At 42.1% G+C, this 21,803-nt stretch carries 21 protein-coding genes and 2 pseudogenes; 16 read left to right on the top strand and 7 right to left on the bottom strand.

Going from position 1 to position 21,803, the window contains the following annotated elements:
• Positions 1–52 precede the first annotated feature (52 nt).
• The 3 genes from MUCPA_RS05555 to MUCPA_RS05545 form a co-directional block, all read right to left on the bottom strand.
• Entirely contained in the window at positions 53–883 is an 831-nt protein-coding gene (locus MUCPA_RS05555; RefSeq protein WP_008504974.1) for an alpha/beta hydrolase, read from the bottom strand.
• Positions 884–963: 80 nt separating this feature from the next.
• Positions 964–2,490, bottom strand: coding sequence for a bifunctional GNAT family N-acetyltransferase/carbon-nitrogen hydrolase family protein (locus MUCPA_RS05550; RefSeq protein WP_008504973.1), 1,527 nt, complete (start codon positions 2,488–2,490; stop codon positions 964–966).
• A gap of 75 nt (positions 2,491–2,565) precedes the next feature.
• The gene (locus MUCPA_RS05545; protein ID WP_008504972.1) at positions 2,566–2,937 is read right to left on the bottom strand and encodes a DoxX family protein; all 372 of its coding nucleotides are present in this window, start codon (positions 2,935–2,937) and stop codon (positions 2,566–2,568) included.
• A gap of 185 nt (positions 2,938–3,122) precedes the next feature.
• On the opposite strand from MUCPA_RS05545, the gene hemA reads away from it, so the two are divergent.
• The 10 genes from hemA to hemJ all read left to right on the top strand — a co-directional run bounded on the left by hemA (position 3,123) and on the right by hemJ (position 13,658).
• Complete coding sequence (gene hemA / locus MUCPA_RS05540) at positions 3,123–4,355, top strand: glutamyl-tRNA reductase (protein ID WP_008504971.1); 1,233 nt, start codon at positions 3,123–3,125, stop codon at positions 4,353–4,355.
• A gap of 89 nt (positions 4,356–4,444) precedes the next feature.
• Complete coding sequence (locus MUCPA_RS05535; protein ID WP_040627082.1) at positions 4,445–5,275, top strand: hypothetical protein; 831 nt, start codon at positions 4,445–4,447, stop codon at positions 5,273–5,275.
• Positions 5,276–5,368: 93 nt separating this feature from the next.
• The gene (gene hemC, locus MUCPA_RS05530; RefSeq protein ID WP_008504968.1) at positions 5,369–6,949 is read left to right on the top strand and encodes a hydroxymethylbilane synthase; all 1,581 of its coding nucleotides are present in this window, start codon (positions 5,369–5,371) and stop codon (positions 6,947–6,949) included.
• 230 nt (positions 6,950–7,179) lie between these two features.
• Positions 7,180–8,151, top strand: coding sequence for a porphobilinogen synthase (hemB, locus tag MUCPA_RS05525; protein WP_008504966.1), 972 nt, complete (start codon positions 7,180–7,182; stop codon positions 8,149–8,151).
• 154 nt (positions 8,152–8,305) lie between these two features.
• Positions 8,306–9,676: a glutamate-1-semialdehyde 2,1-aminomutase gene (hemL, locus tag MUCPA_RS05520; RefSeq protein WP_008504965.1), complete on the top strand. Its 1,371-nt coding sequence runs from the start codon at positions 8,306–8,308 to the stop codon at positions 9,674–9,676.
• Between the two features lie 59 nt (positions 9,677–9,735).
• A complete protein-coding gene (locus MUCPA_RS05515) occupies positions 9,736–10,605 on the top strand; it encodes a sensor histidine kinase (RefSeq protein WP_008504963.1) in 870 nt (289 codons plus the stop codon).
• 27 nt (positions 10,606–10,632) lie between these two features.
• Entirely contained in the window at positions 10,633–11,340 is a 708-nt protein-coding gene (locus tag MUCPA_RS05510; protein ID WP_008504962.1) for a response regulator transcription factor, read from the top strand.
• 44 nt (positions 11,341–11,384) lie between these two features.
• Positions 11,385–11,870 carry a tetratricopeptide repeat protein gene (locus MUCPA_RS05505; RefSeq protein ID WP_157543823.1) on the top strand — a complete coding sequence of 162 codons (486 nt, stop codon included), beginning with the start codon at positions 11,385–11,387 and terminating at the stop codon, positions 11,868–11,870.
• A 20-nt stretch (positions 11,871–11,890) separates the two neighbouring features.
• Positions 11,891–12,913, top strand: coding sequence for a uroporphyrinogen decarboxylase (gene hemE / locus MUCPA_RS05500; protein WP_008504960.1), 1,023 nt, complete (start codon positions 11,891–11,893; stop codon positions 12,911–12,913).
• A 211-nt stretch (positions 12,914–13,124) separates the two neighbouring features.
• Positions 13,125–13,658 carry a protoporphyrinogen oxidase HemJ gene (hemJ, locus tag MUCPA_RS05495; protein ID WP_008504959.1) on the top strand — a complete coding sequence of 178 codons (534 nt, stop codon included), beginning with the start codon at positions 13,125–13,127 and terminating at the stop codon, positions 13,656–13,658.
• A 2-nt stretch (positions 13,659–13,660) separates the two neighbouring features.
• On the opposite strand, the gene vapC is transcribed toward hemJ, so the two are convergent.
• The gene (vapC, locus tag MUCPA_RS05490; RefSeq protein ID WP_008504958.1) at positions 13,661–14,062 is read right to left on the bottom strand and encodes a type II toxin-antitoxin system VapC family toxin; all 402 of its coding nucleotides are present in this window, start codon (positions 14,060–14,062) and stop codon (positions 13,661–13,663) included.
• On the bottom strand, positions 14,062–14,241 hold the full coding sequence (locus tag MUCPA_RS05485; RefSeq protein WP_040627079.1) for a type II toxin-antitoxin system VapB family antitoxin: 180 nt from the start codon (positions 14,239–14,241) through the stop codon (positions 14,062–14,064). The genes vapC and MUCPA_RS05485 overlap by 1 nt, the downstream gene beginning before the upstream one ends.
• Before the next feature lie 101 nt (positions 14,242–14,342).
• On the opposite strand from MUCPA_RS05485, the gene MUCPA_RS05480 reads away from it, so the two are divergent.
• The 4 genes from MUCPA_RS05480 (at position 14,343) to MUCPA_RS05465 (ending at position 17,657) form a co-directional block, all read left to right on the top strand.
• Complete coding sequence (locus tag MUCPA_RS05480) at positions 14,343–14,912, top strand: RNA polymerase sigma factor (protein WP_008504954.1); 570 nt, start codon at positions 14,343–14,345, stop codon at positions 14,910–14,912.
• A complete protein-coding gene (locus MUCPA_RS05475; protein WP_008504952.1) occupies positions 14,896–15,672 on the top strand; it encodes a hypothetical protein in 777 nt (258 codons plus the stop codon). The genes MUCPA_RS05480 and MUCPA_RS05475 overlap by 17 nt, the downstream gene beginning before the upstream one ends.
• 24 nt (positions 15,673–15,696) lie before the next feature.
• A complete protein-coding gene (locus tag MUCPA_RS05470) occupies positions 15,697–16,536 on the top strand; it encodes an outer membrane beta-barrel protein (RefSeq protein WP_008504951.1) in 840 nt (279 codons plus the stop codon).
• Positions 16,537–16,649: 113 nt separating this feature from the next.
• Positions 16,650–17,657, top strand: a complete 1,008-nt coding sequence (locus MUCPA_RS05465) for an ABC transporter ATP-binding protein (RefSeq protein WP_008504950.1) — start codon at positions 16,650–16,652, stop codon at positions 17,655–17,657.
• A 106-nt stretch (positions 17,658–17,763) separates the two neighbouring features.
• Here MUCPA_RS05465 and MUCPA_RS05460 read toward each other — a convergent pair whose 3' ends face one another.
• Positions 17,764–19,116 (bottom strand): deoxyguanosinetriphosphate triphosphohydrolase, encoded by a 1,353-nt coding sequence (locus tag MUCPA_RS05460; RefSeq protein WP_008504949.1) that lies wholly within the window; start codon positions 19,114–19,116, stop codon positions 17,764–17,766.
• 259 nt (positions 19,117–19,375) lie between these two features.
• On the opposite strand from MUCPA_RS05460, the pseudogene MUCPA_RS05455 reads away from it, so the two are divergent.
• Positions 19,376–20,266: pseudogene (locus MUCPA_RS05455) on the top strand (Rpn family recombination-promoting nuclease/putative transposase).
• Positions 20,267–20,298: 32 nt separating this feature from the next.
• Positions 20,299–20,627: pseudogene (locus tag MUCPA_RS05450) on the top strand (PD-(D/E)XK nuclease family transposase); the annotation flags it as partial.
• A gap of 142 nt (positions 20,628–20,769) precedes the next feature.
• Here the strand turns inward: MUCPA_RS05450 and recA are convergent.
• Positions 20,770–21,777 carry a recombinase RecA gene (gene recA, locus MUCPA_RS05445; RefSeq protein WP_008504947.1) on the bottom strand — a complete coding sequence of 336 codons (1,008 nt, stop codon included), beginning with the start codon at positions 21,775–21,777 and terminating at the stop codon, positions 20,770–20,772.
• Between the last annotated feature and the right edge of the window lie 26 nt (positions 21,778–21,803).

The following is a 21,803-nucleotide window of genomic DNA, read 5'->3' as shown; positions in this document are numbered from 1 at the left end:
ACTTTTTAAAAGTTGACAAAACTGATTACTCAGCCAAAATAAATCAGCGTCTTTATTTCAAGAGGAAAGCCACACTTTTTTCACAAAACTCCAGAAGCGGTGCCGGTAAAACGTCCCCGCTATAAGGATGTGATGCTCCAAAAACATGATCTCCGCCCTTAATCACAACCAGTTCAGCATTGGGTTGCGCGGCATGTAATTGCTCCGCACGTTTTAATGGTACACTTGCATCCGCATCTCCATGAAAAATCAGCCAGGGCTGGCTAACCTCCGACGCTTTTTTTAGGATATCCAAACGTTCCGGGTGCTGTTCCAGGTCATTCAGCAATGTTATCCTTAAAGGCATTTGCTGGTTGGTGCGCCCGTTGTTTACGTACATTACGCCCTGTATCTTCCATTGCGCCTCGTGCTCTTTAGGCCACAGGTTATAAAAGTCGGCAATAGAAGCAAACGTGATCAGCTTGGTTATACGGCTATCTTCAGCGGTTTTAATAATGCTGATGCCGCCGCCCATGCTATGGCCTATCAGGTACACTTTTTTAGCCGGGGGTATGGCAGAGCCGTTACAGGCAAAGTCAATCACCGCGTTTAAATCGTCCAGTTCAATCGAAAAGGTATTGTCGCCAAAAGCAATCAGATCGGTAAAGTCTGTCGGGTGTTCAGGTGTGGTGCCATTGTGCGAGAAATTAAACTTTAAATAGCTGAAACCTTGTCCGGCAAAATAACGGGCTACCAGGTTATGTGTTCCCCAGTCTTTAAATCCTTTAAAACCATGCGCAAATATCACCAATGGCGCTTCAGGATAAGCATCATCAAAATTGAGATCCATTAACATATTCCGGCCCTTGGCGCCAGGTATGGTGTATATTTCTTTGGTAATCATGGCTTTTGTGTTATAAAAATAGGTTGTGTGTTCGGGTGATGGAAGTAAATTGTTCCCCGGGCCAGCAAGTATAAGGTTAATTATATTTTCTTCCCGTTATAACTGATGGAATACAAATCCGATCTCCTGTCTTTTAAATTTTGCACGCTGCCGTACTCATGCAGTTTATCTAATAAAGACAGATCTACATCGGCAATAACAATCATTTCAGAATTTGCCGTCGCTTCCGATTGGATGCCATTGGTAGGGAAGCCAAAATCCGAGGGGGTATAAACTGCCGATTGCGCATAAGATATTTCCATGTTGTTTACATTAGGCAAATTACCTACGCAACCTGCTATGGCAACATAACATTCGTTTTCTACAGCGCGCGCCTGTGCACAAAATTTAACCCGGTTGTAGCCGTTTTGGGTATCGGTTAAAAAGGGTACAAATAAAATCTGCATATCCTGCATGGCCAGTATCCGCGAAAGCTCCGGGAACTCCACATCGTAACAGATCAATATACCTATTTTGCCTGCATCGGTATCAAAAGCCCTAACCTCGCTGCCTCCACGCATCCCCCACGAGTTAATTTCAGACGGGGTAGGGTGTATTTTATAACTCTCTTCCATACTGCCGTTCCGGCGGAACAGGTAGGTGGCATTGTAAAGCGAATCCTCGTCAATTTTGGGCATGCTGCCCGCAATGATATTTACGTTATACGATACCGCCAGTTTAGAAAACTCCTCAACAATAGGCTGGGTGTACTTTGCCAGCCCGCGCATGGCTTGTGCCGCATCCAGATGGTTCAGGTCGGCCATCAGGGGCGTGTTAAACAATTCGGGGAATAAGATAAAGTCCGATTGGTAGGCGCTCACCGCGTCTATAAAATATTCGGCATGTTTCATCAATTCGCTGATGTTGTTATAAGGCCGCATTTGCCATTGTACCAAACCTATTCTAACCGTTGTTTTATGGTTAATAACCGAACTCAGTTCCTCGTAATAAACGTTGTTCCATTCTATCAACGTAGCAAAACCTTTGGAGCGGCTATCTTCGGGCAAATAATTGCGTAATACTTTACGCACGTGAAAATCATTCGCCAGTTGGAATGATAGTGTAGGGTCGTAAATTTCTTTATAGCGTACCTTATCAATATACTGCCGCGGTGTAAGTTCGTTCTGGTGCTTTTGATAATTAGGGATACGCCCACCGGCGATGATGCTTTTTAAATTCATCTTTTCGCATAGTGCTTTGCGCGCCTCATAAAGGCGGCGGGCCAGGCGCAGTCCGCGATAATTGGGATGCACAAAAATATCTATCCCATATAAAACATCGCCCTTATCATCATGTGTTTTAAACGTGGAGTTGCCGGTAATTTGTTTGTAAGTGTGATTATCACCATATTTTTTATAATCAACAACAATAGCCAGCGCGCAACCTACTACAACATCATTTACGGTTACGCATATTTGCCCTTCCGGGAAAATTTTAATGAGTTTTTTGATGGAATTGGCATCCCAATAATCTTCGTCCATGTCGGTATAGGCCGATTTCATAGACTTTTTTAATTCCTGGTAATCTTGTATTTCGAGGTTTCGCAGCTCAATGCTTTGCAGGTCCATATTTGTTACTGAATAAGTTTACTTTACAAAGGCAATATAAGGCCTATTTGTTTGTAAAAATAGGTAATGAGCTTATTACTTGGTATACCACCACGCCCAGGCAATCAGCAGGGCCTGCAATGGTACCCTGGCCCAGGCCATTAAGGGGCCAACTACCAGGTTACCCATTTTCATGGGCGCGTTTTGTATCATATAAATATGTACAGGCATAAAGGCCATAAGCATCAGGATAATTCCCCAGGCAGCTAAGTGCCTGGTTTGCGGAAAGATCATCAATAAGGCAAAAGCCACCTCAAAAAAGCCCGCCAGAAAATTTAGCGCCTGCGGATAAGGCAAATAAGGAGGCATTATTTTGAGGTATCCGCCCGGATGGCGGAAGTGATTAATGCCGGCAAAAATGTAGCCCGCAATTAACAGTACTAAACCGATATTTTTGATGATTTGCATGGTATATAAACGTAAAAAGATATTATCCGGATTAAAAATGATTTGCGTTATTTGCGGGCATGATCGTCGTCACAAAACAGTCCGGAAATCAATTTATAACCGTTCTAAATTGAAGTTGTTTGACAAAGTGTTGACACAGCATCATTTTAAGGATATTACTTTTGTCAGGTCTTATTTAAACTGCTTTGAAGTATTTAAAAATTATAGCATTTACGCACAAACAGATCGAACTGAGGGAACTGGGTAAACTGGTAATTTGTCAGGAAAATCTTACTGTAAAACTTCAACAGGTTAAAGCCGAATTTAATATTCCCGAAATTTTTTATCTGTCCACCTGTAACAGGGTGGAGTTTGTAATGGCAACATCACAAACTATTGATAAGGATTTTACCCGCCAGTTTATCGATTCGTTAGAGATTGGTATTTGCACCGGCCACATGGAAACCTTTTTGAGCGGGGCATGTATCTACCAGGAACAAGAAGCGCTTAACCATTTATTACGTACTTCATGTTCTTTAGAGAGCCTGATAGTTGGCGAAAAGGAAATATTGGCGCAAGTACGTAAAGCTTACGAAAGCTGTAAAGAAGCTGGCCTTACCGGCGATTACCTGCGTATGGTGATGGCTCGCGTAGTAAAAACGGCCAAAGAGGTATATACCGATACGTTGATTTCGCGGAAGCCGATTTCCGTAGTGTCTTTGGCTTACCGTAAACTGAAAGATTTAAAGCTTTGTAACAATGCCCGTGTGGTAATTATCGGCGCAGGCGAAACTAATAGAAATATTTCAAAATATCTTCAAAAACATAAGTTCTCTAATTTTTTTGTATTTAACCGCACGCTGTCTAAAGCGCAGGAATTAGCTGCCGATTTAAATGGCGAAGCCTTTGGACTGGAAGAGCTAAAAAACTTTAACCATGGTTTTGATGTAATTATTACCTGTACATCGGCTGTGAGCCCTATCATTACACCTGAGATTTATAAGATATTGCTAAACGGCGAAACTAACAAAAAAACCATTGTTGATTTAGCCATACCCAACGATACCGCTCCCGAAGTTTTAGAACAATTCCCTGTTAATTTTATCGAGGTTCATTCGTTAAATGAGTTGGCGAAAAATAACCTGCAGGAACGTTACCAGGAACTGGTACATGCCGAAAGGATTATTGAAAATAACATTGACGAGTTTTTACCGATGTTAAAACAACGCCAGATAGAATTGGCCATGCGCCAGGTTCCCGAAAAGATCAAAGAGATCAGAAAAAAGGCACTGACATCCGTTTTTGCCGATGAGGTAGAAACTCTGGACGTACAATCGCGCGAGGTTTTAGAAAAAATCATGGATTACATGGAGAAAAAATACATTAGTGTACCCATGGTAATGGCTAAAGAGATTTTTGTTAAAAATTGCAGTAACTGAGCAATCGCCTTCTGTATCCTGTGTTATAGAATAGCTTTACTATTTCCTGCGGCGTTATATATTAGTGGCATATAATTATGTATCCTGATATGTACCCAAGCGTTACCGTTGATGAAGCAATTAAAAAAGGGAAACGGATAGTTGCCATTCCTGTTTTATGCATCATGCTGGGTTCGTTTTTTTTAACTGCGCTCTTATATACTCAAATTGAATTTTCAACGCGCATATTGGTGGCCTGTTTGTTAGGCAGTTTTGCTATGCCCTGGTTATATTGGAGCGTGATGATTACCCGCTGGCGTATCTGGGCTTTTGAAAACGTTAGAAACGTACATGAATTAAAAAAGCGTGCCATCAAAGAGCAGTTAATCTGGAAGGATGGAAGCTTTTTTGAGAATACTGAAATTCGCACCGCCGATCGGCAAAAAATACAAATCCTTCAGGATAAATTCAAAAAGCCCGATGTATTTATTGATGATATTTCAGTTCCCGGCGAAATCCTAATTTGTTATTCCGCAAGGAAGGCTGTTTTTCTGCTGCTGATGTCATTATTGATAGCAGGGGGCGCAACTTGCCTGATGTCGATGAAATACACCCGAATTTTTAGTATAGCACTCATCGGCGTTGCCTTAATAATGGCTTACGGGGCGGTTAAAAAAATGAATAATAAGTTGCCGCAAATTATTCTCGGTAATCAAGGTATCCAAAGCGCTACGGCTAAGTTTTATGCATGGAGCGAGGTGGTTAACGAGGATGTGATTGCCGTTCAGTCTGGAAAAACCAGGCGGTATTTCCTGGTATACAATTATCCTTTGGGGAAACAGAGAATCGACATTGGGCCTTTAAATATCAGCAGGCGAAGGCTTGAACATTTGTTGAGGATTTACCGGGGCAGGGTAAATGGTGTTAAAGCAAATCATTAAATTGACTTTCTTTTGGTCAAACAATCCTCACAATAAAACAAAAATTACGCTTAACTCTATTTTAAAATTAAATTTGCGTTGCAAAACAATTCAATGTTCGATAGAAAACTCATCATAGGTACGCGCGGAAGTGAACTGGCGCTTTGGCAGGCTAATTTTGTTAAAAATAAACTGGCCGAAAATGGTATTCAGGCCGACCTGAAAATTATTAAAACACAGGGAGACCGCATACTAAATTTGAGTTTTGATAAACTTGAGGGCAAAGGCTTTTTTACCAAAGAGCTTGAAGAGGAGTTGCTTGCCGGTACAATTGATCTGGCCGTACATTCGCACAAGGATCTGCCTACCGAAAACCCTCCGGGATTAACCATCGCTGCAGTATCTGAGCGGGAAGACCCTGCCGAACTGCTGCTGGTTTTAAAAGATTGTGTGGATGTACATCAAAAGCTGTCTGTTAAATACGGGGGCATTGTAGGCACATCCTCTAATCGCCGTAAGGCACAACTGCTGGCCGTAAGGCCCGATCTGGAAATTGATGAACTGCGTGGCAATGTGCCTACCCGTATCAACAAACTGCGTAATGAGGATTATGATGCCATTATGATAGCCAAAGCAGGTGTGGTAAGGTTAGGTTTGGATATGAGCGAGTTTCATGTGGAAGAGATACCCCCAACCGAATTAATTCCGGCTCCGGCACAGGGTGTATTGGCTATACAGGTACGTGAAGCTGATACGGAGTTATTTGAAGCATTACAAATACTAAACCACCCCGACGTTGCCGAAGAGTTGGCGGTAGAGCGCTCCCTTTTAAAATTGTTTGGCGGCGGTTGCCATTTGCCCCTGGGCTGTTATTGCCGTAAGCGCGATAATGTTTTCCAGGTGTTTACCTCCAAGGCAGATGATGCCGAAGGTTTCCCCGACCGTTTATATCTCGAAGCGGATACCACAGAGGGCCTGGCCAATAAAATTGTTTCGTATTTTGATAAGGACCGGCAGTTTTTTAAATCGGTTTTTATTTCGCGCGAGTTATCAGAGCAAAGCTATTTTAGGCGGGCTATCGAGAAATTAGGTATGGAGGTTGAGGCACGCTCGCTTATCCGCACCGTTCCGGTAATTACCAAGCTCGATCCCTATATCTTAAGAAATGCCGACTGGATATTTTTTTCGAGTAAAAATGCGGTTGAATACTTTTTTGAACTGAAGCCTGCCTTCCCTAAAAAGGTAAAGTTCGGTGTGATGGGAAGCGGATCAGAAGATACGCTGCGACGTTGCGGACATTTTGCCGATTATACCGGCGAGGGTATTGATACGGCTGATGTGGCACAGGCATTTGCTAAATTGGCCGAGGGCTCTACCGTATTGTTCCCAGGAGCCGAGGCATCCATGCGCAGTATCCAGCAAGGCCTTTCTGCCGATACAAAAATCATCGATTTGCCAGTTTACGAAACTGTTTTGCTGGATGAAGTTGAACCAACCAACGCCGATATATTGGTATTTACCAGCCCATCGAACGTAGACGCTTATTTTGTAGATAATTTATTACAACCCAATCAAAAAATAATAGCCATAGGTAAATCAACCGGTAAAAAATTTGATGAGATGGGTATTCAATATAAACTCCCTTTTTCACCTGATGAAATAGGCCTGGCCGAAGCGGTGTTTGGGGTGGTTTAAAAAGTCCATGGTCAATAGTCTATAGTCCATGGGGTTAGAGAAGAGTCCATGGTCAATAGTCGATAGTCTATGGCTTTGAAAAGAGTCCATAATTGATGTTCAATAGTCCATGACTTTGAATATGAGAATAAAGTGTATAGTAAAAAACATACCATGGTCTATGGACTATTGACCATGGACTAAAAAATTACCATGGTCCATCGACTATTGACCATGGACTAAAAAAAGTTATGTTACAAAGACCAAGAAGAAACAGGAAAAGTGAGGTGATCCGTCAGATGGTGCAGGAAACACATATTAGCGCAGCTAATTTGATATTTCCGCTGTTTATTGTTGATGGTGTAAGCAAAAAGAGCGAAGTGGCATCTATGCCCGGAATATTCAGGTATTCCATCGATAACTTATTGCGGGAAGTTGAGGCCTGTGCTAAGCTGGGTTTAATGTCGTTCGATTTGTTCCCTAATATCGAAGAGTCTTTGAAAGACAGGTTTGCAACCGAGAGCCACCGCGAAGAAAGTTTGTATTTACGCGCTATACGCGAGGTGAAGAAGAATTTTCCGGAAGTGTGTGTAGTTACAGATGTGGCTATGGACCCCTACAGCAGCGATGGTCATGATGGCTTGGTAGAGAATGGCGAAATACTGAACGACGAAACTTTAGAGATTTTAGGTAAAATGGCTTTGGCTCATGCCCGTGCCGGTGCAGATATTGTCGCCCCATCAGATATGATGGATGGCAGAGTGGGATATATCAGGCGGGTACTTGACGACCATCAATTTACCAATGTATCCATCATGTCGTATTCGGCTAAATATGCCAGTGCCTTTTATGGCCCTTTCCGGGATGCGCTGGAATCGGCCCCTAAGTTTGGCGATAAAAAAACGTACCAGATGAATCCTGCCAACCAGCGCGAAGCATTAATAGAAGCCAACCTGGACGAAATGGAAGGCGCCGATTTTTTGATGGTAAAGCCAGCGCTATCTTACCTTGATGTAATTAAGTTATTAAAAGATAATACTGAACTGCCTATTGCGGCGTATAACGTAAGCGGCGAATACGCCATGGTAAAAGCCGCCGCGCAACGCGGCTGGCTCGACGAGCGCCGCACTACAGTTGAGGTACTAACCAGCATACGCCGTGCAGGTGCCACCTCTATTTTAACCTACCATGCCAAAGAGGTTTTAGAGAAAGGGTGGATTTAGGATGGAGCTTGAGGCTGTAAGCAAGAAGCCTGAAGCAAGCCCATATGTTAAAAGAATAGAGACTAAAATATAAAAAAGATAATTTAAAACAGAAGCCCCGGCTTCGCAAACAAAAGCTTCCGGCTTCGCGCTTCAAGCTTCCAGCTCAAAAACAATGTTCGACTCATTTAAAAAGATATTTTCGGGAAACGAGGGCGATTTACCGGTAACTACAACAGGCAAGCCGGATATCAGCAGGGAAAAATCTGCAGAATTGTTCGAAAAGGCCAAAACCTATTTCCCGGGCGGTGTAAACTCCCCGGTAAGGGCATTTAAATCGGTATACGGTACGCCGCTATTTATCCAAAAAGGTGATGGTTGCCATGTGTGGGATGCCGATGGTAACCAGTTTGTTGATTTTTGCTGCTCGTGGGGGCCGCTCATCCTGGGCCACAACAATGCCAAAGTACGCGAAAAGGTGATCGAGGTAATGCAGCATGGCATGTCGTTCGGCGCACCTACCGCCTTGGAGAACGACCTGGCGGAGCTGATTCTGAAGAACAATAAGTTTATTGAGAAGATCCGTTTTGTAAGCTCGGGTACCGAGGCTGTAATGTCGGCCATCAGGTTGGCGCGTGGTTATACCAAGCGGGATAAAATATTAAAGTTTGAAGGCTGCTATCACGGGCATGTTGATGCCCTGCTGGTAAAAGCAGGCTCGGGCCTGGTAACCTTTGGCGAAACCTCATCAGCAGGCATACCCAAAGCATTTGCTGATGAAACCATCGTTGTATCTTTAAACGACAGGGATGCGTTGAAAAAAGCGTTCGAGGAATTTAAAGATCAGATAGCTGCCGTTATTATCGAGCCCATCCCGGCCAACAATGGGTTATTGCTGCAAGAGAAGGAGTTTTTGCAATTTATCCGCGAAATATGCACCGAAAATAAAACCCTTTTAATTTTTGACGAAGTGATTTCGGGTTTCCGCATAAGTTTTGAAGGGGCCGCAGGTTACTATCAAATTAAGCCCGATATTATTACTTACGGAAAAATAATAGGCGGCGGCATGCCGGTAGGGGCTTATGGCGCATCCAAAGAGATTATGAGCAATATCTCTCCCGAGGGGGCTGTATATCAGGCTGGCACTTTATCGGGTAACCCGGTAGCTATGGGGGCCGGAATTGCGCAACTATCAGAGCTGCTGCGACTTGGCTTTTACCGAGACCTGAATAACAAAACCGAAGAGTTTGTAGCCTCTATCCAGCGTTTTGCCACGGCCCGTAATTACAAATTCAAGGTTTTTAGTGTTGGATCGATATTTTGGTTTGCCTTTACTGATCTGGAGCATGTGCGCAAGGCCGAAGAGATCGACCCCACCAGTATGGAAAAATTCAAGTTAATGCACCGCGAATTATTAAACAGGGGGATTTATTTGGGCCCTTCAGGCTACGAAGTGGGATTTATTTCGTCGGCACATACCAAAGTGGAGTTGGAGAAAGCAAAAAGGGCTATATTTGAAAGTCTGGATCTGGTATTCAGGAAGTAATCAATTGTAAATAAATTTAGTACATAACAGAACTGTATCCTTTTAGCAATAGTGTTCAAATGAAAAAGCCATTTGTAATATTTTATTTCCTGATGATTTACGCCCTGGCGGAGTTGTTTTGGTGGGCCGTTCTGTTGCTTAGGCCCCGCCCAATTAGTTTGGGGATGATAGCGGGCGAATTGGCCGTTTTTATATTCATTTTGCTGGTGGGTGCCTATCATCTGCATAAATCCATCAACAAAGAGCGCGAACTCCATATGCGCCAAAAAAACTTTTTACTTTCTGTTACACATGAGCTTAAATCGCCTCTGGCTTCTATTAAGCTTTTTTTGCAAACCATGCAAATGCGCGATCTGAACAAAGAGCAACGCATTAATTTTATAGAAAAGTGTTTACAGGATATTGAACGGCTGGATGACCTGGTTGAAAACATGCTGATCGCTTCGAAAATTGATAACGAGAATTACACCTTCCCGAAAGAGAAATTTAATTTTTCGATACTGGTTGATAGCGTTGTTAACCGTTTGCAGATTAATAAATGCGATTGTAACCAGCAAATTATTAATGCCGAAATTGAGCCCCAGGTTGAAATTACCGGCGACAAATTTACATTAACATCCGTAGTAACCAACCTGATTGAAAATGCGGTAAAATATTCTGCTCCCTGTGAAGTGGTTGATGTAAAGTTGTATCGTAAAAACAATGAGGTACACTTAACCGTTGCCGATAATGGGATAGGAATTGCCGACGCCGAGAAACCGCATATTTTTGATAAGTTTTACCGCGTTGGTAACGAAGACACGCGCAATACCAAAGGCACGGGTTTAGGCTTATTTATTGTAAAACAAGTGTTGGATAAACACGAAGCAAGTATTAACATCCGCGATAACCGACCTAAGGGAAGTGTGTTTGAAGTCGTTTTCGGGTAACCATAAACCATATATAATTAAAATATTATGCCTAATAAAAAAAGAATATTACTGGCAGAAGATGAAGAGCATTTACTCGAAGCCATTAAACTGAACCTTGAACTGGAAGGTTACAAGGTATCAACCGCCAATAATGGAAAAAAAGCACTTCAAAAATTTAAAGAAGAACGCTTTAACCTGGTGATACTGGACGTAATGATGCCCGAGATTGACGGCTTTGTAGTTGCCGAAACCATCCGGTTAGAGAACTCCGAAGTACCCATCATGTTTTTAACCGCTAAAAATACCACCGAAGATAAGGTTGCCGGTTTGAAAAAAGGTGCCGACGATTATTTAACCAAGCCGTTTAACCTGGAAGAGCTAATCCTCCGTGTAAATAACCTGGTTAAACGCAGCTTAAAGGGTGACGCGCTTAAAGAGTTTAACAGCTATAAAATAGGCGACAAAACCATCCACTTCAATTCGTTCGAGTTGGTGAATGCTGATGGTTCCATTACGCCTTTAACTAAAAAAGAAACCATGTTGCTGAAGCTTTTAATTGAGCGCCGCAACGATGCCGTATCGCGCGAGCAAATACTGGAAACCGTATGGAACTATGATGTTTACCCATCAACCCGTACCATCGATAATTTTATATTAACCTTCCGTAAATATTTTGAGCCCGATCCTAAAAGCCCGGTTTATTTTCATTCCATTCGCGGGGTAGGCTATAAATTTACCGATAACCAACATTAATGTTTACCAACCAGGCACGGATACTTGTTATTTGCATTTTTGCAATGCTCCTGGTTTTTTTTGTTTACCAGCATAATGAGCAGCTTGCCGCCGTATCAGGATTATTTATTTTGATGCTGATATGGGGATATTTTAAAGAAGGGCCCATCATTTTGGCGGCGAAGCATTATCACAATAACGATTTTGAACGCGCCGAAGATCTGCTGATGCAGATCCATAAACCGGAGTGGCTAAGCAAAAAACGACGCGGCTTTTACGAGTATATGTTGGGTGGCATTTGTTTAAAGCAGCATAAATTTGAAGAAGCCGAAAGGCATTATGAGTTGGCTGCCCAGTTTCCGTTGCGCTCGGCAAACGACCATGTGGCGGCTTTGGTACACGTAGCCAATATTGGGTTACGGCAAAATAATTACGAAAAGGCCGAAGCTTATTTAAAGCTGGCCACAAGGCAGGAGGATAAGATAAGCGCCAAAATGAAGGATGTTATTGCCCGCCTGCAAAAAGAACTAAAAAATCGGAAGGCAAACTAAGCTTTGCCTTTTTATATGATATGAAAGACTCTTTATTTATAAAAGCTGCATTTTCTGAAAAAACAGAACGTCCCCCGGTGTGGATGATGCGCCAGGCCGGCCGTTTTATGAAAGAATACTGGGATATTAAAAACAAGTATTCGTTCCTGGAAATGTGCAAAACGCCTGAGCTGGCGGCTGATGTTACCATGCTACCGGTTAATCTGCTGGATATTGATGCGGCTATCTTGTTCTCGGATATCCTGGTGACAGGCGAAGCCATGGGTGGCGACCTGAGTTTTACGCAAAACGTTGGCCCCAGATTTGCCAACCCCGTGAGGACACAGGCCGATATTGATAATTTACAAGTTGAGGTTGGCGATAAACTACAATACGTTGCCGATGCCATTAAAGTGATACAGCAGCGTTTAAATGGCAAAATACCTTTGATAGGTTTTGCTGGTGCTCCTTTTACCGTAATGAGTTACTTGGTTGAAGGCGGCTCGTCAAAAGATTTTAAGTTAACCAAGCTGATGTTGCATAATGAGCCTGCAATGGCTCATCAGCTGCTCTCGAAAATTGCGCAGGTAACAGCCGACTACCTAAACCTGCAGATTGCCGCCGGTGTTAATGCCGTACAAATATTTGACAGCTGGGCTCAGGCCCTGGCTTGGGACGATTATAAAGAGTTTTCGCACCGTTATATTGTCGAGATTATTAGTAAGCTAAACAGGAAAGATATCCCGGTAATATCTTTTTGCAAAGGCAGTTCTGTTTTTGCACCACTGATGGCAGAAGCCAAACCGGATGTTGTATCCATCGATTGGAATGTTGATCTGCTGGATATGAAGAAACGTTTACCGCAAGGAGTAGCAGTTCAAGGTAACCTGGACCCGCATATTTTGTATGCCGATAAAAAAGTAATAAAAGATCGTATCCATAAACTGTTTGAACGGATGCGCGACGAGCCCGGCTACGTATTTAACCTGGGCCACGGTATTATGCCCGATATCCCGTTTGATAACGTAAAATATGCAGTGGAGGTAATTAAAGAGTGGCACTAATGGAGATTGGCACTAATTTCACGAATGAAAGCGAATTTTGAAGATTGGCACGAATTTCACGAATTGGGGCGAATTTTCACTAATGTAATGTTGTAATAGTTCGGGAAGTTGGTTAAAAGTAATTTGAGCCAATCAATTCAGAAAGAATAACTTTTGTTAAAATTTAAGCCGATCAATTCGTGAAAATTTGGCTTTATTCGTGAAATTAGTGATGTATCTTTACGTTAAATCAATCCATATCATATTTGTGGTCTGCTGGATGGCGGGGCTGTTTTATATGGTGCGCTTATTTATTTACCATACCGAGGCGCAGGAAAAACCGGAGATGGAACGCGATGTTTTATCCAAGCAATTCCAGGTGATGGAGAGCAAGCTCATGAATATCATTACCACCCCCGCCATGCTGCTAACCACGGCGGCGGGTATCACCATGCTTTGCTTAAACCCGTATTTAATGCAGGAGCCCTGGATGAACGTTAAGCTATGCTTTGTGGTCGGGCTGATAGGGTATCATTTCATCTGCCAGGGTAAAATGCAGCAAATGCGCCGGGGAGTTTTCACCTGGACATCAACACAACTTCGCCTTTGGAACGAGGTTGCAACACTGTTTTTATTCGCCATTGTGTTTTTAGCGGTACTGAAAAATGCAGTGGACTGGATCTTCGGTGTTTTAGGCTTAATTGTATTCACCATGATCCTGATGTCGGCAGTGAAAATTTATAAGTATTACAGGATGAAGAAGTGAGGCTATGGCTTTACTATCCTCAGTTCGCTATTTGCAGCAATAAAATCAAAGTCTTTATCGTCGTGTAATACAGCTAAGTTGTTTTTAATGGCATAGGTTGCTATTAAACAATCGTTCGGCTTTCTAATCGTAACTCCAACACTTCTTAATTTCCTATACAGTATCGCCGATTCAATGCTTAACTGGTATTGATCTTCCCTTAACTGCATGGTCTCATCAAACATGGATTTGATTTTCGCAAAATCTTGATCCAGCCTCACACCTTGTAAAACTTCCTGAACAATAGTAGGACAAGTTGCAACCAACGTATTTGATAAGCTTTGCTTTAAATGCAAGCTTGAACGCGTTGAATTACCTTTAAAAAAGTTAACCCATACTGATGTATCAACTAAAATGATATTCATTATTCAAATGCCTTATCGTCAAGTTCAACTTTACCCCACAAATCAAGAATCTTTTTCTGACTCTCAAGCTGTATTAATAATTGCAAGGCTTTTTCAACGATAGCTTTTTTTGTTTTTATTCCACTCAATTTCTGTGCTTTTAAAAGCAAGCCATCGTTAATATCTATATTGGTTCTCATATACACATAAATTTCAATAAATATACACATAAATTTATATCAGAAAAAACTTTTATTCCCATGCAACCATTTGCGGGCTTCTTTCATCTTACCTTTAAATGATGTTTTTGGAACATAAATATACTATAGACGAACTGATCGAAGGCTGTCGAAACGGCCAGCGAAAAATGCAGGAAATGCTGTACAAGCTCTTCGCCTCAAAAATGCTGGGTGTTTGTATGCGGTACGCTACCGACAGGATGGAAGCAGAAGATATGTTGCAAAACGGATTTATCCGGGTGTTTAAAAAGCTGGATGATTTTAGGGGAGAAGGATCGTTTGAGGGTTGGGTAAGACGTATTATGGTGCATAGCTCGATAGAGTATTACCGCAAGCATCATAAAATGATGCAGGTAGTTGATATTGAAACAGCGGGCGAAGAGCAATCGGTTGATCCGGTAGCGGCATCAAACCTGGGCGTTCAGGATTTGCTGGTTATTATTCAGCAATTGCCGCCTGGCTATAAAATGGTATTTAACTTATATGCTATAGAAGGTTACTCGCATAAAGAAATCGGCGAAATTATGGACATTACGGAGGGCGCATCAAAGTCCCAACTATCAAGGGCCCGGGGAATATTAAAAGAACAGATTATTAAAATGGAGGGGAAGCGATATGAATATGTCGGATAAGGATTTTGACCAATTATTCCAGTCGAAACTGGCCAATATGGAAATGGAGCCGTCAGCAAGCGTTTGGAATAATATCACTGACGAATTGGATGGCAAAAAAAAGAATAAAAGCGCTGGATTGCCTTTTATGCAGATAGCGGCCGGTATTATTGTGTTGATGGGAGTCTCTTTATTTTTTCTGCGGCCCAATACCGAAAAAATTCCATTGCACGGATATGCCGCTATAACAACAAGCAAAACAGCCGATGTGAGGGCCGAAGATGCTACGGAAGGGGCTATATATGATACAGCAAATACAAATACGCTGGTAATTGCCGCCGTAAGCCGCCCGGCTAAACATGTTGTAAAAAAACAAGCCATCACTAAGATAGTATCAGAGCCGGTTAATACAAATGTTGATTCCGTTCAAAGCCCGATTATCGTGGCCACAATGGCGAGCAATGTAAATACTCCTCAGGCTACCGATGTAAGCCGCCGGAGTACTGCTGGTTCCGATGTAAATCCGCCAGCTCAATCCAGGTATGCTACGCCGTTAAATCAGGTAAACACATTAGCCGCAGCTAAAAATGCTACAGCTAAAAATGCTCAGCCTGTTAAGCGGAGAAAAATACATAGCCTTGGCGATATTTTGAATGTAGTTATTGCAAAAGTTGATAAACGCGAAGACAAAATTATCGAATTCACTAACGATAGTGATGACGAAACCTTTAACATCACCGGTGTTAACCTGGGGCTGTTCAAGGCAAAAAAAGAAAAATAATTCAATCTAAAAATCACTTATAATATGAAACGAATAGTAATTACTGCAATACTTTGCGGGATGATGGGTGGCGTATATGCTCAGCAAGTTAAAACTGATTCTGTTAAAACCACTGCTGATACTGTAATGACTAAAAAGAAACATTTTAGGATACGGATAGGCACGCCACGTAAAGCGGATACTACCAGTGTGAGTAACCAGAAACAAGTAGAGCACCATGATGCAAAGCCCCAAAAAACGTCTGGATTTTCATTCGGGCTCACATTTTCCAATCTGCATTTAGGCTTCGCTACGCTGCTGGATAATGGGAGCTTCACCTTATCACCAAAAAACGATTTTTTGAGCTACAGGCAATTTAAAACAAGCAATGTAGGGTTTGATCTGCTGAAGTTTGGTTACCGCTTTAACGACAATTTTAAGGTGTCACTGGCGGCCGGATTCGACTGGACCCACATCCGCCTCACCAAAAATATCACCATGTTGGGTGATGGCCCGGCCCTGGCTTATCGTACCGATAATATTACCTATAGTAAAAATCGTTTCTCTTCTAATTACCTGGTGTTGCCGCTGTCATTCGACCTGAGGACCAAAGAGGATCGCGACGGAAAAAGATTTCACTTTATATTTGGGCCAGAAGCAGGTTTCCTGATTGATGGTATGGTAAAGCAGATCAGCGAAGAACATGGCAAGCAAAAGGATTTTAACGACTTCCATTTTACCCGGTTTGAGTATGGAGGCTTTGCACGCATAGGATATGGCGATGTGGCAATATATACCAAGTACTACTTTAATGATATGTTTGAGAACAGCCCCGATCAAAAAGGATTAAAAAGCTTCTCTTTTGGATTAACGGTAGGTTTTTAAAGTCCTGAGCCGGGAGTCTTGAAGCCAGGAGACACTGGAATCTTTCCCGGCTCGTGACTCGAGACTCCGGACTGGTCGATAGGTATTTTTCTTTTGTTGTATATTTGCCGTTTATGGGTAAGATACATTTTCTGAATGCTGAATCGGTAACAAAAAACTATAGCAATGATAAAGCGTCGGGTGTAAATAACATCAGTATATCTATCACTCCCGGTAAAATAACAGCCATTGTTGGCGAGAGTGGCACTGGCAAAAGTACCTTACTCAAACTATTATATGGTTTGTTATCGCCCGACGAAGGAGAGGTTTTTTTTAAGGGGGGATTGATTATGGGCCCGATTGAAAAGCTGATACCAGGCCACGATCACATGAAAATGGTAACCCAGCATACCGACGATTTAAATCTATTTGCAACCGTCCGCGAAAACGTATCGGCCCTGCTACCCAATACCAACCTGGAATATAAAAAAAACGAAACGGAAAGAATGCTTCGCCAACTTAATGTTTTGGCATTGCAAGATAAGCGCGTGGCTGATTTAAGCGGAGGCGAAAAGCAACGGGTAGCCATTGCCCGCGCCTTAATAACCAAGCCGGTAGTTTTATTTTTAGATGAGCCCTTTAACCAGGTTGATGCATCATTTAGGGAGGGCCTGCAGCAAAATATCCGCGATATTGTAAAGCAAAGCGGCTTAACGGTTATCATGGTTTCGCACGATCCGGCAGAGGTGCTCTCTATGGCTGATGAGTTGGTGGTATTAAAAAAAGGCAGTATAGTTGAGCAAGGCACGCCCGAAAATATGTACAAGGAACCTGCCATGCTTTATACCGCTCAATTGTTATCGCGTTGCACCATTCTTACTCGGGCGGAGGCAAAGGTATGCGGTATTGATACTAAAAAAGCCGCCGTAGCCATTAATCCCGAATATATTGAACTTATAGCAAGCGGATTAAACAATGATTGGCGGATTAAACAAGTACTGTTTAAAGGTTTTTTTGAGGAACTGCTGGTTGAAAAAAACGATGTATTGTTACGGGTTTTAAATATGGATAGGGGCAGATATAACGAGGGTGCCAATGTTGGTCTCAGGATAAAGAAGTATTTGGAATATGAAAATGAGTAAGACATTGTTTCGGATTAGGCAATATTTTACTCAAGAATCCTGAAAGATAAAAAGACATTATTCCTATGGGATGAGCAATGCCTTTTTTATCCATACTCAACAAACCCTAACTAATTGACGGAAACGAAATTCCCTTAATCTTCCTGAAAAGCTCCACGGCATAAATATCTGTCATGCCGGATACAAAATCAAGCACACTTTGAATTTTTGAGTATACATCTGTTTGATGTGTCAAGAATTGTTTAGGCATCAGCGCAACCAGTTTTTTGTGGTATTTGGAATCGTTTTTTAAGTAAGCTGGTATAAATTCTTCCAACAGGCCGTTCATCACCTTATAACCAGCAATTTCAATTTGTACCACCGATGGATAGTTGTAGATTTTTTGGATGGATACTTGTTCAATCTTTTTAAGTACCGAACGGTAGGGCTCATCAATCACATCAATTAGGGAGTGGTTAAAATTGCCGTTCATAATGCTGTCCTGCTCTTTATAAAATAATTCGGAGCATTGTGTGATCAGCGAATTGATGGATCGCGCTCGCATGTAGCTGATCTTTGCATCTTCATCTTCAATGGCGGCTAAGTATTTAGGCATATTGGCACTGTTGCACAAGGGCAGCAGCAACTCTTCCACTTCTTGGTACGATAGGATATTCAGGCGGTGCGCATCTTCCAGGTCGATCACGTTATAACAAATATCATCAGCGGCTTCTACTAAATAAACCAAAGGATGGCGTTTATATATCAGAGGATCGTCCTGAACTTTGGTAAGCTGTAACTCTTCGGCTATCTTTTGAAAGCCTTGCTGCTCCGATTGGAAGAAGCCGTATTTTTTTTGATGGAGTAATATTTTATTGCCGCCTATGATGGAAGCGCAGGGATATTTGGCAATAGCTGCCAGCGTGCTGTAAGTTAAAGCGTAACTTCCGTTGCCCCTGCCTGTAAACGGATGAGTTAGTATACGCAGTGCATTGGCATTACCTTCAAAATGAGTAAGATCGGCCCACTGAGCGGGTGTTACCTGGTCCTGGTAAATTTTGCCGTCGCCATCGGTAAAGTAATACGAAATGGCGGCTTCGCCCGAATGCCCGAAAGCCGGGTTGCCCAGGTCATGCGCCAGGCAAGCCGAAGCGATAATATTGCCAATCTCGCTCATCAAGGGCAGGCGCCGGTCGATGTCAGGCTCGTTCGCTTTTAATTTATTGTAAAAAATGCGGCCCAATGAGCGCCCCACACTGGCTACTTCCAAGCTATGCGTTAACCGGTTATGAACAAAAATGCTACCCGGTAGCGGGAATACTTGTGTTTTGTTCTGTAGCTTTCTGAATGGGGAAGAAAATATCAACCTGTCATAATCTATCTGGAACTCCGACCGGGCGTCCGGTTGATTTTCGTTATATCTGTCCTCATAACCCCAGCGTTTAGCCGAAAGTAATTTTTCCCATTGCATAGCATTCATATCGCTTCAATATTACCACTATTTCAACAAATTTCAATTGTTAATATTGAGTTAGGACTTATTCGGCCTTGCGTCTTTTTTAGAATTGTCGAAGATTTAACTAATCGGGGTGTAAAATAGTTAGGTGGCTGTTCGGAACTGAGAGCGTTGTTAAACTAAAATTTCTGCTTTTAGCCATCAATCCTATCTAAATAATTATTTTAGCCACGTTCATGCCTTCATCAAATATGATTGATCTATAAACCATGAACACATAGCTATGGAACAAAAAATTGGCCGCTTTATTGATCCTTTGAGCGATTTTGGCTTTAAGCGATTGTTTGGAAGCTAGCCCCATAAAGACATATTGATTGATTTTTTAAACCAACTATTCCTGGGCCAAAAGGAAATAGCTGACTTAACTTATAGCCCTACAGAATACGCTGGCGATACCGAGAAAATCAAGAAAGTATTTTTCGATCTGCATTGCACCGGGAAAAATGGCGAGAAATTTATCATCGAGATGCAAAAAGCCGAGCAGCGGAACTTTAAAGACAGGGCCGTATTTTATACCTCGCGCCTTATCAACGAGCAACTGCCCAAAGGCGAGAGCCACTGGAATATTCAACTGGACGAACTATACCTGATAGCTATACTGGAGTTCAAATTCAAGAATGGCAACCCGGACCGGTATTTACATAACGTAGCACTGACCAATACCGATACGCATGAAATATTTTAAAATAAATTGGGTTATAAGTTTTTAGAATTACCTAATTTTGTTAAAACAGAAGAAGAGTTAGAAACCGACCTTGACCGGTGGTTTTATTTACTGAAAAATATGAGCCACCTGGAAAAGATTCCCGCTGTATTAAACAAGCGGATTTTCCAGCAGGTATTCAACATAGCCGAATTAAGTAATCTGACGAAAGAGGAGAAAGCGATGTACGATTCAAGTTTAAAAGCCAAATGGGACTATGAAAACTCAATAGCTTTTGCAGAAGAGCTGGCTGAGGAAAGGGGCATTCAGAAAGGCATTGTGAAAGGCCGGGAAGAAGGCCGAGAAGAAGGCAGATATGATGTTGCCAAAGAAATGAAGAAAGAGGGTATCTCCGCTTCACAGATAGCTAAATTTACCAAGCTCCCCATTGAGGTAATAGAAAGTTTGTAATATTTAACCTGATCTTACTTGCAGTAATATTTGAAAAAATCCCCACGGTGCTAAACGAGAGATTTTTCAGCAGGTATTCAAGATAACCGAATTAAGTAATCTGACAGAGGAAGAAAAAGCGATGTACGATTCAAGTTTAAAAGCCAAATGGGACTATGAAAACTCAATAGCTTTTGCAGAAGAGCTGGCTGAGGAAAGGGGCATTGAGAAAGGTATTGAGAAAGGCCGTGAACAAGGCCGAGAAGAAGGCCGTAAAGAAATCAAATATGATGTTGCCAAAGAAATGAAGAAAGAGGGTATCCCAGATGCACAGATTGCTAAATTTACTAAGCTTCCGATCTCGGTAATTGAAGACTTATAATGGTTCTCAAAAAAATCAGATAATAAGGCTCTCTCATACGATAGTTTACGTGGATATCTGTGAAAACTATCCCTTAATTACAAACAAAAACAGCGATGAGTTTTAAATTTATCGCTGTTTTTGTTTGTTGAAAATGAATTACTTATGCTTTTTCCAGTTTTTCGCCGGTAACGGTAGCCCTTATTTTTTCTTCAAGCTCTTCCATTAGCTCGGGGTTATCCAATATGAGTTGCTTAACCGCGTCGCGGCCCTGGCCAAGGCGGGTATCGCCATAGCTAAACCACGATCCTGCTTTTTTAATGATTTCGTACTCAACGCCTAAATCGATAATTTCGCCCGCTTTGGAGATGCCTTCACCAAACATGATATCAAACTCTGCTATACGGAAAGGAGGGGCAACTTTATTTTTTACAATTTTTACCTTTACCCGGTTACCTGATACCTCGTCGGTATCTTTAATTTGCGATACCCTGCGGATATCCAAACGTACCGAAGCATAAAATTTTAAGGCATTACCACCGGTGGTAGTTTCGGGGTTACCAAACATTACGCCAATTTTTTCGCGTAATTGGTTAATAAATATACAGCAGCAGCCTGTTTTGCTGATGGTACCGGTAAGCTTACGCAAGGCTTGCGACATTAAACGAGCCTGTAAACCCATTTTAGAATCACCCATCTCGCCTTCAATTTCGCTTTTTGGAACCAGGGCCGCCACAGAGTCGATCACGATAATATCGATAGCGCCCGAGCGGATCAGGTTATCGGCAATTTCGAGGGCCTGCTCACCATTATCCGGTTGCGATATCAGTAGATTTTCCACATCAACACCTAACCTTTTGGCGTAATATTTATCAAAAGCGTGTTCAGCATCGATAAAGGCGGCAATGCCACCGGCTTTTTGGCACTCGGCTATCGCGTGGATAGATAAAGTAGTTTTACCAGATGATTCCGGTCCGTAAATTTCTATTACACGGCCTTTAGGCAAACCGCCAACACCTAAAGCAATATCCAAACCTAAAGAACCTGTTGATATCACTTCTATGGGCTCAATGGCGGTATCCCCTAACTTCATGATGGTACCTTTTCCGTATGATTTTTCCAGCTTATCTAAGGTAAGCTGTAATGCTTTTAATTTTTCTACGCTGCTCATTGTTCAATTGTATGGTGTAAATTTAC

Source organism: Mucilaginibacter paludis DSM 18603, from assembly GCF_000166195.2.
GTDB lineage: Bacteria > Bacteroidota > Bacteroidia > Sphingobacteriales > Sphingobacteriaceae > Mucilaginibacter > Mucilaginibacter paludis.
The sequence above is the reverse complement of the archived record's forward strand: the minus strand, read 5'-3'. Positions and strand labels throughout refer to the sequence as shown.